Source organism: Paenibacillus sp. DP01, assembly GCF_044784315.1.
GTDB classification, from domain to species: Bacteria; Bacillota; Bacilli; order Paenibacillales; family Paenibacillaceae; genus Paenibacillus; species Paenibacillus polymyxa.
Map to the genome: position 1 here is coordinate 5290101 of NZ_CP173059.1, position 14110 is coordinate 5304210.

At 46.7% G+C, this 14110-nt stretch carries 17 protein-coding genes; 8 read left to right on the forward strand and 9 right to left on the reverse strand.

The window, feature by feature from the left end; all coding sequences use genetic code 11:
• Positions 1-100 precede the first annotated feature (100 nt).
• From ACH59B_RS23275 to ACH59B_RS23295, 5 genes are all read right to left on the reverse strand, one after another.
• Positions 101-592 carry a GNAT family N-acetyltransferase gene (locus tag ACH59B_RS23275; RefSeq protein WP_290409795.1) on the reverse strand — a complete coding sequence of 164 codons (492 nt, stop codon included), beginning with the start codon at positions 590-592 and terminating at the stop codon, positions 101-103.
• Positions 589-1689 carry a type 2 isopentenyl-diphosphate Delta-isomerase gene (gene fni / locus ACH59B_RS23280; RefSeq protein ID WP_290409794.1) on the reverse strand — a complete coding sequence of 367 codons (1101 nt, stop codon included), beginning with the start codon at positions 1687-1689 and terminating at the stop codon, positions 589-591. The genes ACH59B_RS23275 and fni overlap by 4 nt, the downstream gene beginning before the upstream one ends.
• A gap of 314 nt (positions 1690-2003) precedes the next feature.
• Positions 2004-2495, reverse strand: coding sequence for a DMT family transporter (locus tag ACH59B_RS23285; protein WP_016822866.1), 492 nt, complete (start codon positions 2493-2495; stop codon positions 2004-2006).
• A gap of 57 nt (positions 2496-2552) precedes the next feature.
• On the reverse strand, positions 2553-3257 hold the full coding sequence (locus tag ACH59B_RS23290) for a Crp/Fnr family transcriptional regulator (protein WP_045244659.1): 705 nt from the start codon (positions 3255-3257) through the stop codon (positions 2553-2555).
• 58 nt (positions 3258-3315) lie between these two features.
• Positions 3316-3741, reverse strand: a complete 426-nt coding sequence (locus ACH59B_RS23295; protein ID WP_016822864.1) for a DMT family transporter — start codon at positions 3739-3741, stop codon at positions 3316-3318.
• Between the two features lie 232 nt (positions 3742-3973).
• Between ACH59B_RS23295 and ACH59B_RS23300 the strand changes: the two genes are divergently transcribed.
• Complete coding sequence (locus ACH59B_RS23300; protein ID WP_025366020.1) at positions 3974-5470, forward strand: phospholipase D family protein; 1497 nt, start codon at positions 3974-3976, stop codon at positions 5468-5470.
• Between the two features lie 42 nt (positions 5471-5512).
• On the opposite strand, the gene cls is transcribed toward ACH59B_RS23300, so the two are convergent.
• Complete coding sequence (cls, locus tag ACH59B_RS23305; RefSeq protein WP_016822862.1) at positions 5513-7024, reverse strand: cardiolipin synthase; 1512 nt, start codon at positions 7022-7024, stop codon at positions 5513-5515.
• Between the two features lie 196 nt (positions 7025-7220).
• Here cls and ACH59B_RS23310 point away from each other — a divergent pair, with 196 nt between their 5' ends.
• The 4 genes from ACH59B_RS23310 to ACH59B_RS23325 are packed head-to-tail and all read left to right on the forward strand — an operon-like array spanning position 7221 to position 9462.
• Entirely contained in the window at positions 7221-7814 is a 594-nt protein-coding gene (locus ACH59B_RS23310) for a TetR/AcrR family transcriptional regulator (protein WP_017427148.1), read from the forward strand.
• Between the two features lie 45 nt (positions 7815-7859).
• Positions 7860-8201, forward strand: a complete 342-nt coding sequence (locus ACH59B_RS23315; protein ID WP_016822861.1) for a multidrug efflux SMR transporter — start codon at positions 7860-7862, stop codon at positions 8199-8201.
• Positions 8201-8515, forward strand: a complete 315-nt coding sequence (locus ACH59B_RS23320; RefSeq protein WP_016822860.1) for a multidrug efflux SMR transporter — start codon at positions 8201-8203, stop codon at positions 8513-8515. Before ACH59B_RS23315 ends, ACH59B_RS23320 begins: the two co-directional genes overlap by 1 nt.
• 14 nt (positions 8516-8529) lie before the next feature.
• Positions 8530-9462: a 1-phosphofructokinase family hexose kinase gene (locus tag ACH59B_RS23325; RefSeq protein WP_151255482.1), complete on the forward strand. Its 933-nt coding sequence runs from the start codon at positions 8530-8532 to the stop codon at positions 9460-9462.
• Between the two features lie 104 nt (positions 9463-9566).
• On the opposite strand, the gene ACH59B_RS23330 is transcribed toward ACH59B_RS23325, so the two are convergent.
• Entirely contained in the window at positions 9567-10001 is a 435-nt protein-coding gene (locus tag ACH59B_RS23330; protein WP_019688833.1) for an Lrp/AsnC family transcriptional regulator, read from the reverse strand.
• Between the two features lie 158 nt (positions 10002-10159).
• Here ACH59B_RS23330 and ACH59B_RS23335 point away from each other — a divergent pair, with 158 nt between their 5' ends.
• Together ACH59B_RS23335 and ACH59B_RS23340 are read left to right on the forward strand one after the other, a co-directional pair.
• The gene (locus ACH59B_RS23335; protein WP_016822857.1) at positions 10160-10621 is read left to right on the forward strand and encodes a VOC family protein; all 462 of its coding nucleotides are present in this window, start codon (positions 10160-10162) and stop codon (positions 10619-10621) included.
• 169 nt (positions 10622-10790) lie between these two features.
• A complete protein-coding gene (locus tag ACH59B_RS23340) occupies positions 10791-11255 on the forward strand; it encodes a DUF3592 domain-containing protein (protein WP_016822856.1) in 465 nt (154 codons plus the stop codon).
• An 11-nt stretch (positions 11256-11266) separates the two neighbouring features.
• Here the strand turns inward: ACH59B_RS23340 and ACH59B_RS23345 are convergent, their stop codons facing one another.
• Positions 11267-11881, reverse strand: coding sequence for a LysE/ArgO family amino acid transporter (locus ACH59B_RS23345; RefSeq protein ID WP_017427153.1), 615 nt, complete (start codon positions 11879-11881; stop codon positions 11267-11269).
• Between the two features lie 46 nt (positions 11882-11927).
• Entirely contained in the window at positions 11928-12557 is a 630-nt protein-coding gene (locus ACH59B_RS23350; protein ID WP_151255480.1) for a molybdenum cofactor guanylyltransferase, read from the reverse strand.
• Between the two features lie 195 nt (positions 12558-12752).
• On the opposite strand from ACH59B_RS23350, the gene ACH59B_RS23355 reads away from it, so the two are divergent.
• Entirely contained in the window at positions 12753-14000 is a 1248-nt protein-coding gene (locus ACH59B_RS23355) for an MFS transporter (RefSeq protein ID WP_240753365.1), read from the forward strand.
• The last annotated feature ends 110 nt before the right edge of the window (positions 14001-14110 follow it).

A 14110-nucleotide genomic window follows, 5' to 3' on the forward strand; every position in this document is an offset into this window, starting at 1 on the left:
TTAGTTTACCAACCCACATTATATAGGAGAACCTATACATGCGGCAAGCATACGGCTGTGAATTTAGGATTTTGCTGCATCCCTATTTAGATAGCTTTATTTAGATTTCCTTGCTCATCTGGATATCCGTAACCCGATAACCAGACTTGCGATATACATGTAAAGCCCGCTCATTATGCCCAAATACATGCAGACCGATGCGAACCGCACCCAGCCTCCGAGCTTCTTGTTCCAACGCCTGCATCGTCAACGTACCCAGGCCTCGCCCCTGATATGAATCGTAAACGAGAATATCCAGCAAAAAAGCTTCTTTGCCTTGCGTACCTTCTGTAATGTTGAACCAGATATATCCCGCTTCCTCGGGGCCTTGACCCACACTACCTGAATACTCAAGCATGTACAGGTGAGCATGGGGCGTATCCAGTCTTTGTGGCAAAAATGTTGCAAAGCTTTCCTTTGCCCGTTCCGGTGCCTCTTCCACCGTCCACGTGCCTGCCTGGATTTTCTCCTCCGCATAATCAGCGAGCGAGCGCTGCTCAAAGCGATCATACTGCTCTGCGTTCATCGGAACCAACTTAATGAATCCACTCATCCGTTCGCCTTCTTTCTTAGTCTGGTCGTTTCTTTAAGACCTTCGATCCCAGCTACTCCGATGCCAAACATGACTGTACGCAATTCCAGCTCTACTTGCTCCAATCGCGCTTCCAATGCCTCGCTGGAGGTGACCGCCGAGCCAAGCAAAGAGCGACCGAAGCCTGCCATGTCAGCGCCCAAAGCAAGTGCTTTCGCAGCATCGACACCGTTTTTCAGTCCACCGCTACCGATCAGAGCGCCATTAGGCTGGGCTGCTCTAACCTCCACGATACAATCAGCGGTCGAATTGCCCCAATCGGCGAACGCCTCTGCCGCTGCACGGCGCACAGGATCAGGATTGCGAAATTTCTCCACTTGGCTCCAGCTTGTCCCGCCCGCACCTGCGACATCAATAAAAGCAGCGCCTGCATCATATAATCTCGATGCCGTCTCACCATCTATGCCCCAGCCTACTTCCTTCACGCCTACAGGCACCGGAAGACGACGACACAACTTCTCAATGCGCTCAAGCAGCCCGCTAAAATCCAAATTCCCTTCAGGTTGGAATATCTCCTGCAAGCCGTTCAAATGCAGCACCAACATATCCGCTCCGGCAATTTCCACTGCACGCTGGCAATCGTCCACACCAAACCCGTAGTTCAGCTGCACTGCACCCAGATTGGCAAGGATCGGGATGCTAGGTGCTAGACGGCGAACTGCAAAGGTTGAAGCCAACTCTTCTTTTTCCACCGCAGCTCGTACGGAGCCGACACCGAGCGCCCAGCCGCGTCTCTCTGCTGTCTCTGCCAACCGCTCATTAATCGCTCCTGTCTCGGCGCTACCGCCTGTCATCGAACTGATGAGCAGCGGTGTCCGTACAGTGCGCCCCATAAAAGTTGTATCTAGACGCACCTCGTCAAAATGTAGCTCCGGCAAAGCGCAGTGCTTAAAACTATATCGCTCCAGTCCGCTGGTAATGCCGTGTCCGGCCACATCTTCCTGCAGACAAAGGCGGACATGCTCAATTTTCCGTTCACCTGTCTGCGTGGCAGGCAACAAAGAGCCGGATCTGTCTGAGCCGTCAGGTGATCCATTTTTATTTTCTGTATTACTCATCTATGTTCCACCTCATCCAAAGTCAATCTGTGCATTCCATCAGGTTCGTGAAGCACAAATAAGACCGTTCCCGAACACGGTAACCGATCTATTTATCATCTCATATATCAAATATCTAGGCCCTTAAAGCACTATTTTAAGATATTTTCATTGTATCATGGATGGAAAAATATATACATGACCGTGAACATTTTTCTTTGCCTATGGGATCGAAAAGCAGCACCTGCTTAAGATGCAGCTTCTCTGCAAAATGCAAAATACCCCTCCGAAAGTGGGACCCCAATCAAGCAGGATTAAGGTCATCACAACCTTCTTTAGCTCTTCATCGAATCAGGTATAGTTGTAATATTTTCTTGTGGTTCCTTTGTACGCCCATGTCCAAATTTGAAAACGAGAATACCACCGATAATGACCAATACACCAATCAACTTATTGAAGGTAAACGGAATCTTCTCTAGTCCAAGCCATCCTAATGAATCCCACAACAAGGCTGTACCTAATTGTGCCGTCAATACGATGGAGATCGCATAGGTAGGGCCAAGTCGCTTCATTCCTTGCACCAGACAGAACACAACGCCGACACCAATCATGCCACTGAACCAGTACCACAGCTGCATATGCTGTAAAGCAAATGTATTTTTCCCTTCAAAAATAAGACTCCCGAGCAAGGAAGCCAGGAACCCTGTTCCCAGTACCAATGTCGTTGTGGCCCATGAACCTGTCCGCTCATTCACCTTATTATTGAATATCGTTTGCAGACTGACCAAAGCACCTGCGATAACTGCCAATATAAGCCCTAATAACATATTTAACTCTCCCTTGATAGTCCCTTTATAGTGCTGCACTTATTCAAAGCACTATGATTACAACGATTCATAAATATTATGGCCAGCCAGTTCACTCAAACCTTTTCTGTCCTTAATGACAATATAGCCTTTTGCCCGTTCAACCAATCCCTCTTCGATCAGCTTGCGAATGACACGGTTGAGGTGTCTGTAGCTGGTTCCGATCAAATTCGCCACATCCACCAGACTGGATGCCCGTAGTTCCTCATGAAAGGCAGAATTGGATTCGTCAAAAGAAACAGATAGCAGGTAGCTCGCAAGCCTAACTTCCACCGGATACATCAGGTTGAAATTGGAGAAATCAGAGTCCAGGCAAAACTTCCGCGTGACAATATCCAATAGAAATTGCAGCAAAGGAGCATAATCTCTGCCGTACTTATTCATCCATTGATGATGAACACCAATCACATAGATCGACGACACTGCCTCTACTGTATTGATGACGTGACTATTACGAATATATTCAACATCTCCTATGACCTCGATCGGTGTTTTGAAGCAAAGGATCAGAGTCTTTCCTTCTGTAGAGCTGGTAAAAATTTTGACCTTGCCCTGCACCAGAATATACAGATGCTCAATGGCGTCCCCCTGCGAACAGAGCTTTTCCCCTTGCTCCAAACGATGCAGCGACAAATAGGGATGTAGTGGCTCGTAGAGTATGGATTCTAACTGATGCAGATGCAAAAAATACTTTAGCTGCTCTTGATCCTGAATTTCTCTCATTGCTTAGCTCACCTTCATTTTCTACGTTCTAAGCTTTTTCTATAAATAAAGTTTTATTTTAGAGTTTTAATATAATGACACCCGCGATCATCATACCAATACCTATAAATTGTGGCAGCTTCATCTTCTGCTTCACTATGCCGAACCATCCTTTGATGTCTACCAGGAAGGTTAAACATAACTGAGCAATCAACAGCGCCGAGATTGTGAACGTAACCCCAATATGTTGAATGGCTGTGACTTCACTAAATATAATGATAGCCGCAAAAGCACCACCCCAAAGATACATCGGCTTTACCTGTTTCATTTCAGACACACGGCCATCCTTTGTAAACATCCAAACTGATGCTGCCAAAATAAAACCTATTAGCTGAGTAACGGTAGCCGCCTGCCATGTCCCGATATCCTGGCTAATCCGTGTATTCGCTACCCCCTGTAACGTAATACAAGCGCCTCCCAGAAAAGCAAACAAGATTCCTCTCATAAATCGTTATTCTCCCCATATAAATGACTTTTGTATCTATTTAAGTATAGGTCAGCCTGCCTATAAAGGACATATGTCCTCAATTAATAAAACGTTCTTCATTCATTCCGTTCAGCATTCCGCTTCAATCCTGTGGACTTGCGGTAATAATTAGACAGTATCTATATCATAATCTGCATGTTCGGTCACGATAAAATGGAATGCAGCATTCAATGGAGGAGCTGATCGTCGTATGACTAAACAAAATCCGCTGCATTCTGCGCCGGAATCCCAAAGAAAATTCATGTACAAGGGCCGTGCTCTTAAAATCGCCATTTTGGTCCTTATCCTGTGGCTGATTGCCGTTATGCTGTATCAAACCCATAAACCATTGCCTCCGTTCGTCTCTTACGAGAGTCAGGAGTATTCAACGAACGAGGTAAACTTTTGGACGGATTTGACCTACCCTACTGGGGATGGAAGCACTGTACAACATGAAGGACAAATTTTGAATCGTATGCTCGGAATCATTGATGAAGCTCAGCAATTTATCGTCATTGACCTGTTTCTGTTCAACGATTATAAACATAAAGGGCAGCACTTCCCCGAAGTCAGCGCGCAAATGACCCAGCATCTTATCGCCAAAAAGAAAGCCCATCCTGAGATGCCTATCTTTTTCATTACAGATGAAGTCAATACCAACTATAATTCTGCTCCCAATCCTTTGTTGGAGAATATGAAGCAAGTAGGAATTCAGGTCGTGCAGACCGATGTAGATCCATTGCGGGACTCCACGCCCATCTATTCAGCGGTGTGGCGTACCTTTTTCCAGTGGTTCGGGCAGCAAGGCACAGGCTGGATTCCCAATCTGATGGCCAGTGACGGACCTGACGTTACGGCTCGCTCCTATTTAAAGCTGTTAAACGTCAAAGCCAATCACCGAAAATTGGTTACCAACGAGCAAACTGCTCTCATTTCTACAGGCAATGTTCACGATGCAAGTGCCTATCATTCCAATGTTGCCCTAGAGGTGAAGGGGCCGATCATCGGAGATATTTTACAAACAGAGCAGGCGGTATTGGACTTCTCGGGCGGAGGGCAACTTCCTGTCTACACACCTCAAGCAAAGCCCCTAGTCCCATCAGGTAAGGACAGCTACCGGATCAAATATCTCACTGAAGGTAAAGTGTATACCTCCATTTTGAATGGCATTAAGCATACGAAGCAAGGTGACAGCATTCATATGGGCATGTTTTATTTAGCTGACCGCAAAGTATTGAATAGCCTGTTGGATGCCTCGGCGCGCGGTGTGAATATCCAATTGCTGCTGGACCCCAATGAAAACGCGTTTGGTCAGGAAAAAATAGGCATACCTAATCGTCCGGTTGCCCAAGAGTTATCCGATAAATCGGATGGAAACATTCAAATTCGCTGGTATCATACTACCCATGAGCAATTCCATACGAAGCTGATTTATATTGCCAAGGCACAAGGAGAGCATTTGATTTGGGGTGGCTCTACCAATTTGACCCCCCGTAATTTGGATGATTTGAATCTGGAGAATGAACTGTGGGTGGCCGCTCCGGCGGACAGCAAGCTGACCCGACAGGTGGCGGCCTATTTTGATAAGCTGTGGAATAACCGGGGAGCTGAATACAGCCTGGAGCTGGCGGCTTACGAGGATCATTCAACATTTTGGAAAGATATTGTATACCGTCTCCAGGATATTTTGGGCTTTACTACATTTTGACTCTAAGATCTGCTTCCATATCCACAGCTCATCGTTTGTACATTACAGCAGTGGTGAAAGCAGCCGAGCGAGCGATTCCATCAAACGTTTGAACAGACGCTTTTTCATGAATTCCTCACGTACGATCAAGCTGGCATTGTGCAAATCTCGCTCATAGTCGTTCACCATCTGCTGCACACTGTGTGTTTGAATCAACAGAGCGTTCACTTCAAAATTCAAATGGAAGCTGCGCATATCCATATTGGCTGTCCCAATAGTCGCAACTTCCCCGTCAATAATGAGAAGCTTGGAATGAAGGAACCCTTTTTCATATTCATATACCTTGACTCCCACCTCCAGCAACGATTGGAAATACGAGTGGGATGCGAGAAAAGGCAGCCATTTATCCGGTTTCGCGGGAAATAGAATACGCACATCCAACCCGGATAGAGCAGCCATCCGCAAAGCAGTCAGGATATCTTCATCCGGGATAAAATAAGGAGTGGCAATCCAGACGGATTTTCGAGCGGATGTGATCATGGAGAAGAACAGATTTTTAAGCACTCTCCGCTCATTGTCTGGTCCGCTGGCAATAATCTGTACGCCGCCATCCGTGATCGGTTCAATATCGGGAGACAGATATTCGCTATCCAGTACCGATTCACCCGTCATATGAAGCCAATCCTGTAAAAATATAAGTTGCAACGTCCGTACAGCTTCGCCCTTCACAATCATATGCGTGTCACGCCAAAAGCCGTAGGCTTTGTTGCGGCTGAGATACTCATCTCCCACATTTAGGCCACCGATTAATCCAATCTTACCGTCGATAACTACAATTTTACGGTGATTACGGTAGTTTACCCGACTGGAGAAGAACAAAATCCGAGCGCCTCCGTATGCAACAACCTCGACTCCTGCATCTTTCATTTCCTTCAAAAATGCCTTCGATAACTGAATACTACCGACTGCATCGTACATAAACCGAACCTTAACACCCGCTTTAGCCTTTTCAATCAAAATTTTCTGAATACTGGTACCGATATCATCCGAGCGGAAAATGTAATATTCCATATGGATATGATGCTGCGCCTTGCGCAGTTCTTCGAGCAGCGTGGAGAAGGTTTCATCTCCATTATTCAGAATCTGGGTTTCTGTCGCAAAATAAATCGGGGAGCGGGCCAATCTCCGGGCCAGGCGCATTAACTGCTGCTGCTCATCTGTAAAGCAGGTCAGATCTCGTTTGACCCGCAAAGCGTCCTTTTCGATACGCTCATACGCCTGTTGGTCACGCAATGCCTTTTTGTCATACTTACGGCGCTTGAATACATTTTGCCCAAATAAAAAATAAAGAGGAAGTCCAACGACTGGCAACAACGCCAGCAGCAAAATCCATGACATGGTGGTGGAAGGATTACGATTCTCCGTGAAAATAATCAGACTTATGGAAATAACCGTCAAGGTAGAGAAAATACTGATGACAGTTCCTTCATTTTTACCGATGTAATTAAACAAGCCAAAATAATAAATAATAAACACCATAGCCGCGATCAATACGGCCAGTAAGCTTCGCCTCATAACTAACCTCACTTCCAATGGACTGCATTTGAACAGGTATTCCTCATTATATTGTACATGAGCCCCTTATTTCTTCCCACTTTTTTATTTAAATGTTGAATAAAAAAATCCAGAGTACATAATGAAATGTCGATGGGTTGACACTTACTTTTTTTCATGTGAAAATAAACTAACGAACGTTAGGTAGGTGATGATGATGGGAATGGAAGAGATTCGAAAGGCCGCTCTTTTCCAATTTGCCGCCAATGGGTATGAGGGAGCATCCTTGAGCAGTATTGCCGCCGAGGTTGGAATCCGAAAACCGTCTATATATGCGCATTTTCAGGGTAAGGAGGATTTGTTTTTGCAGGTGGCAAGTTACGCGTTTCAAGAGCAGAATTTACGTATTTTTGAATACTTTACGGAACGCAAAGAACAGTCGCTGGAGCATACACTGCATAATTTCTTGTTCTGGATGGAACAGGAATATGAGGGCAACAACTCAGCCAAGTTTATGCTTCGTTTTTCCTTTTTTCCGCCTGTATCTTTATATAACGAGGTACTGAATATTGTGAATCCTTTTCTGGAACAAATGGAGCGAAAATTAACTCGTCGCCTCCGAAATGTACGGGATCGGGAACCCTTTGGACATATGAAGCCAGCGGATGTGGCCTTAGCCTACATGACGCTGGTGGATGGAATCATGGTAGAGCTGCTGTACAGCGGAAGCACCAACTACCACCGAAGGCTAAACGCTGCATGGCCTATTTTTTGGCGTGGGATTACGTTAACTTCATCTCATGAAGGGTGAAGCAGTCGTAATTGAAAATTATACTGAATTGAGGAGAAATTCATCATGAATCGCAGTTGGATTTACGTTTTTGTTGGAGGCCTGATTGAGGTCGTATGGGTATCAGGCTTGAAGCATGCAGATTCTGTACTCACCTGGGCTGTAACTGTGCTGGCTGTGGTGGCCAGCTTTTATTTAATCATGAAGGCTGCAAAGCGTCTGCCTGTAGGCACGGTGTATGCTGTATTTACCGGACTGGGGACAGGGGGAACCGTCGTAGGCGAAATGCTGCTTTTCGGGGAACCGTTTCAATGGTCCAAAACGCTGCTAATCGCCCTTTTGCTAGCAGGTGTGATCGGCTTGAAGTTAGTTACCGATCGTGATGCTCAGGAAGGGAGTGGTGCATAATGGCTTGGATTGCATTGGTTATCGCGGGCTGCTCGGAAGTGCTTGGAGTCATCGGCATGAAGGGAGTTACGGTCGGTAAAGGGTGGAAGGCTTTAGCACTTATGATTTTATCCTTTATTCTTAGCTTCTCTCTGCTCAGCTTCGCCATGAAAAGTTTGCCGATGGGAACTTCTTATGCCGTATGGACAGGCATTGGAACCGTCGGCAGTACGATTACAGGCATGTTCTTGTATGGTGAGCAAAAAAGCGTACTGCGTGTTTTATTCATCGCCATGATTCTTGCCGCAGCATTGGGCTTAAAGCTGATTTCTTAAAGGAGTGATGCCTTGTGATTACCACCGTAACGCTTAACGCAGCAGTGGATAAAATCTACACGGTTGCAGGCTTTGGACTGAATGCCGTCCACCGCATTGAAGGGGGCTTAACGGTACCAGGCGGCAAGGGCGTGAATGCCGCTCGTGTCATTCGCACGCTAGGTCAGCCTGTACGGGCGACCGGGTTTGTAGCTGGACATACCGGACGGCTGCTCATCGACGGGTTGAGCGCGGAGGGCGTAAGCGCCGATTTCATCGAAACGGCATACGGGGAAACCCGTCTCGCCATAACCGTGCTCGACCCGGCTGCCCGCACGCAGACCGAGCTGATTGAGAGCGGCCCGACCGTTGGGCCGCTTGAACTAGCCGCGCTGCGGCGCAAAATCGCGACCCTTGCCGAGGATTCGGCTTGGGTTGTTCTCTCCGGCAGCCTGCCACCCGGCTGCCCGTCCGATCTGTACGCCGAGCTGTGCACGCTGGCAAAGGAACGCGGCGCGCGCGTGGCGCTGGACGCGAGCGGCGAGGCGCTGCGCTTGGGGCTGCGCGGGAAGCCCGACCTCGTGAAGCCTAACGAGGACGAGGCCGCCCGCTTCGCGGGGATCGACGCCACGCGCCCAGATGCCGCTGAAGCGGCGGCATTACAGCTGCTGGAAGCCGGAGCGCAGCTGGCCGTCATCTCGCTCGGCGCACGCGGGGCACTAGCGGTAACGCGCGATGCACGCTACCGCGTAAGCCTGCCGGACGCGGACATTGTCAGCGCGCTCGGCAGCGGTGACGCCATGGTCGCCGGGCTGGTTAGCGGCGCGGTGGCGGGGCTGGAGCTCCCTGCCATGCTACGGCAGGGAGCGGCCTGCGGCACGGCGGCTGCTCTGCACGCCATGGCCGGCAAGATCGAGCTTCAGGACGTGGAACGTCTGAAGCAAGGAATTACGGTGACGCTGGTGTAATTCAGCGTCAATTTTTTTATTTCATCCAATTATTCGCTTAATTTAATGTTACGAATAACAGCTTTCTGAATGATTTATGTTCCAAATATGCGTTGCCGGATGACTTACAACAAAACCCTGTTTTCCAGTATATTTTTCATACAAATATGCGATTTGGAAGGCCCCAGCTTGACTAGTGAATCCTGAAACTCTGCAATTTCCTCTACAGACGCGCTTTGTACCTTAATGAGATAATTAAATTCCCCGCTGATGCGAAACAAATCGGTAACCTCCTTCGCCTCCTTACAAAAATCAATCAGCTCTTGGCAATGTTCTGTCTTTATCAGAATAAACGTAGTTGTCCCCCGATCCAGTTCCCGTAAATTAAATACAGCATTATATCCAGAAATAATCCCTCGTTCTTCAAGCTTGGTCATTCTTTCTTTAACGGACGGTTGTGACATCGAAATTTCTTTGCTGATTTGGGAAATCGTTATTCGCGCATCATGCTGTAACAATTTCATGATTTTGTAGTCTATCTCGTCTATGTGATGCTGCATATCAAGTACCTCCTGATTTGGATTTAAAAAGTAACGTTTTTCGTCAAAAATATCTTCGGTTTCATAACCAATATAGTATAAAAAGCTTATTTTAAATATATATGTAGCACATAATTATTCATATAATAAGGTTTACTTACATATAAGGAGGATCTGAAATGAGTGTGAAGGGACTAGCTCATGTGGCCATCCAAGCCCGTGATTATCAAGCAACCATTGCATTTTATACCGAAGTACTGGGATTTAAAAGAGGACATCACTGGAGTCTTCCATCCTTTCGGATTCAAGAAGCTTCCATGCTGATCTCACCTGACCAAAGAACCTGTCTCGAAATCTTTGATAACGATGCCGTCATTCCTGCCCAAGGGAAAAAGGCTGCATCCGAGCAGGACATTGCTCATGGGGCTTTATTACACCTCGCATTTTACGTAGACAATGTGGATGAAATATACCAAAAAGCCCTTGTCCACGGAGCAAGAACCTTTGTGGAACCCAATCAGCTTACACTTGGCGAACCTCCTCTAGTAGTCACCAATGCATTAGTCCACAGCCCTAATGGTGAGGTTATCGAATTTATCGAGGATGTTGATTTTGACATGTCCCAATCGAGCAAGAAGTAGTCCCCACAGCTATTAAAAAGATCCACTTCCCGGGGAAGCGGATCTTTTTTTATACTCCATTCATCTCCACCCTATTCTCTATGGAAAAATTAAACTATTCCTAAGTATTTCCGATATATTGTTTATCGCTTGTTTAAAGGAGTAGATTATCATTTCAATTGACTTCAATGTGTACTGGTTTCATTTTAGCTCCGATCTGCTCATGCCGTTGTTCAGCTTGATCGGTCTGCTGCTCATCTATTTCGGATTCAGAACGATCCGTCGCCACCGTTATCGTAAACGCCACTGGGTCCGTACCAAAGGGCAAATCGTTGACGCGCATATCGAAGTAGACATAGATGTCGTTCCTTTTGACCGTGATGATCCGGTAGATACCAGCTACACCCGCCGATTAAAGGTACGCTTCTATACCGCTTCAGGTGAAGTCGTGGAATTCTGGAATCCTTATAGTACCAATCTCAGCCTCAACCGGGTTGGCAGCAAGATTAAGGTATTATACAATCCGGCCAACCCTCGGGACGCCCGAATTGCTGGCGGTGTAAATGGTGCAGGCTGTCTGGCCTTTATGTTGTTTTTGATCGGTGTCCCCTTTGCTTTGAGCGGGGTATTCGCTTTATTGAAATTTTTCTTCTAACAAGGCTTGGGTCACATACTAGTCATAAAAGTTATCGCCATATAAATGGCCAGACCCAAAATAATCAGTGCCGATATTTTGTTGAGCATAGTACCAAACTTTCCTTCTGAATCCATACGTCCTACAAGCCGCCCCGCCGTTGCCAGACCCACAAACCATATCCACGATACTGACACGGCAGCCAGACCGAAGGCCCAACGTTCCCCGCCGTTATATTGAAGGGAGCTGGTTCCAATTACACCAACCGTGTCAAGTATGGCATGTGGATTCAGTAGCGATACCGAAGCGGCAAAGATCATCTGGCGTTTCGGCAGCATCGGCTGACTTTCTCCCGAGGAAGCAGCCTTGGACCTCCAAAGAGTCCAAGCCATATACAGCAAAAAAAAACAGCCCGCCGCATAAAGCACATTCGTGAGCCATAGAAATTGCTGCAAAATGAGGGATACTCCCCCAACTGCAAGCGTGATCAGAATGGTGTCACAGACACCCGCTGTAATGACCGCAGGCAAGGCATTGCGAAACCGCGACTGGGACGCCCCCTGATTAAACACAAATACATTTTGTACCCCTAAAGGCAAAATCAATCCCAATGCCAATAAAACGGCATGAATAATAGCTTCCAGCATGTTATGTACTCCCCCAAATTCATTGCCTAATATTCTCTAAATGCTTCTAATCCTTCCGGAACTGCTCTAACACAAGCTTGTAATCCTGAGGTTTGTTCATGTTGAACACGGCATTGTGCCACATATTCTCTGTCACTCCTGGCATGTCCTCTATAGTGGCATAACGAACATTCAACGTTTCCAACCATTCGGTGAGACGGAGCATTTTATTCCGCAAACGTTCCTCAGCAGATGGCAGTATGCTCCGATGATACACTCCCAGCAAAGGATGCATACGTCCAGCCACAGAAGCAATTACCGCTTGCAGTGGTGATTCCGCTACTTCTTTGGGTGCCGCCCACTTTTCAGTTAAAACGAGCAAGGCTTGCAGCACTTCCAGCTGTACAAAAGGCATATCACAGGCCACGACTATTCCCCATTCGGTAGTAGATGCAGATAAGCCTGCATGAATACCACTCAAGGGTCCCATACCCGGATAGATATCAGATATAGTCTCAATACCGCTCAGTCCATATTCTTGATCGTCACGAGTGACTACTACCACCCGTTGGACCGCCTGCTGTAAGGTAATAAATGTCCGTTCAAGCATAGTAGCTCCCTCAATCTCAAGCAGGGCCTTATCCTGTCCCATTCGGCTGGAACGTCCTCCTGCGATGATAATACCAGTCACTTCCACGGAAAACTCCTCCTTTTTTTCTAAAAACAATCACAAATATGCATATGGAATTTTGGACAAAATTGAAATTTACATAATTGTAATTTTATTGGTTTGTTAACCCTTTCAACACATGATACATTGGAATAAAGAACATTCCCACAGATCGACATCGGTGCGTAGTTCTCTATCGGGCTAAGAAAGGAATGGCTTGTCTTGCAAAAGAGAGAAATTCAAGAGACTCCCCTATATTCCCTAAAGCTATATAACTTTTTTCTATATGGAGCTATGGTCATTTTCTCCAGCTTCTTTCCGTTGTATCTACAAGATATCGGCATGGACAAGCTGGAAATCGGGAGTCTGATGGCCATCGGACCTTTTGTATCTGTATTCGCGAATCCTTTCTGGGGATATACAAGCGACCGCAGCCGAAATCTCCGACGTATCCTACTATTTATGATTATAGGTACACTGTTACTGCTCCAAGCTTTATTTCATGTTCACACGTATGTCATGATTTATGTGTCGATGATTGGCTTTTACTTTTTTCAAAGCCCGTTATTTGCTCAAAGCAATACCCTGATTCTCAGTTATATTGAGGGCACAGACCGGAAATTTGGTTCATTTCGCATATGGGGTTCCTTCGGTTGGGCTGTGACTGCGGCAGTTGCCGGCATCGTTGTTGACCACACAGGAGTATCCAGTATATCGACTATCTTTACGATACTTCTTCTGGCTGCATTGATCTGCACTTTGGCAATTCCACCACTGAAAAGCACTGTGGAGACGGCAACCATTCATTTGCGTGGCTTTGGCAGTATTATATTAAACGGATATTTCATATCCTTCATTTTGTTAGGCATCCTTGTATCAATTCCTAATTCAATCAACGGCGCCTTTATGTCCTTGTACATCACCGAACTGGGTGGGTCCAAGCTGATGCTTGGTTTTGCCGTTTTTATGTCATCGGTATTCGAAATTATTGTCTTTTTACTGTTTGATCGCTTCTTGAAGAAAAAAATGACCGTGATGGTCGGCTGTTTGGCACTCGTCAGTTTGCTGTTTGCCTTACGTTGGGAACTCATGGCGCTGGCTACAGACCCGATCCAGATCGTGTTCATTCAGGCACTTCATTGTGTCACCTTCGGTGGATATTTCTATGTAGGCACCCAGTTGACCGTCCTGTTCACTCCTGCAGCATACCGATCATCCGGACAGGCCGTATATACCTTGACTTGGAGTGGTATATCCGGTATCGTAGCAGGTTTTGCTGGCGGTTGGCTATTCCAGAACTTCGGCGGTGAAATGATGTACCATGCAGGTGTCTTCTTCGCCCTGCTGGGCTCTGCGGGATTCGCTATCATGTGGTATATGCTGTACAAGAACGGCTACCAGCCAGGGCATGGCGGCGAGCACAAACCAGGCGAGCATAAACCAATAGAAGAAGCACCACAACGACAATAGAGTGTCTTCAAGTCAATGGACATGTTCTGAAGAACGGTTGTGCGTAAAATAAAGGAGTCTGCCGTTGGCAGACTCCTTTTTCACTTGGTCGCACGAAGCAACCATCCGTC

Bases quoted from the DNA above. Each gene is read 5' to 3' on its own strand.
- ACH59B_RS23275 (WP_290409795.1), bottom strand. From the start codon at position 592: ATGAGTGGATTCATTAAGTTGGTTCCGATGAACGCAGAGCAGTATGAT.
- fni (WP_290409794.1), bottom strand. From the start codon at position 1,689: ATGAGTAATACAGAAAATAAAAATGGATCACCTGACGGCTCAGACAGA.
- ACH59B_RS23285 (WP_016822866.1), bottom strand. From the start codon at position 2,495: ATGTTATTAGGGCTTATATTGGCAGTTATCGCAGGTGCTTTGGTCAGT.
- ACH59B_RS23290 (WP_045244659.1), bottom strand. From the start codon at position 3,257: ATGAGAGAAATTCAGGATCAAGAGCAGCTAAAGTATTTTTTGCATCTG.
- ACH59B_RS23295 (WP_016822864.1), bottom strand. From the start codon at position 3,741: ATGAGAGGAATCTTGTTTGCTTTTCTGGGAGGCGCTTGTATTACGTTA.
- ACH59B_RS23300 (WP_025366020.1), top strand. From the start codon at position 3,974: ATGACTAAACAAAATCCGCTGCATTCTGCGCCGGAATCCCAAAGAAAA.
- cls (WP_016822862.1), bottom strand. From the start codon at position 7,024: ATGAGGCGAAGCTTACTGGCCGTATTGATCGCGGCTATGGTGTTTATT.
- ACH59B_RS23310 (WP_017427148.1), top strand. From the start codon at position 7,221: ATGGGAATGGAAGAGATTCGAAAGGCCGCTCTTTTCCAATTTGCCGCC.
- ACH59B_RS23315 (WP_016822861.1), top strand. From the start codon at position 7,860: ATGAATCGCAGTTGGATTTACGTTTTTGTTGGAGGCCTGATTGAGGTC.
- ACH59B_RS23320 (WP_016822860.1), top strand. From the start codon at position 8,201: ATGGCTTGGATTGCATTGGTTATCGCGGGCTGCTCGGAAGTGCTTGGA.
- ACH59B_RS23330 (WP_019688833.1), bottom strand. From the start codon at position 10,001: ATGCAGCATCACATAGACGAGATAGACTACAAAATCATGAAATTGTTA.
- ACH59B_RS23335 (WP_016822857.1), top strand. From the start codon at position 10,160: ATGAGTGTGAAGGGACTAGCTCATGTGGCCATCCAAGCCCGTGATTAT.
- ACH59B_RS23345 (WP_017427153.1), bottom strand. From the start codon at position 11,881: ATGCTGGAAGCTATTATTCATGCCGTTTTATTGGCATTGGGATTGATT.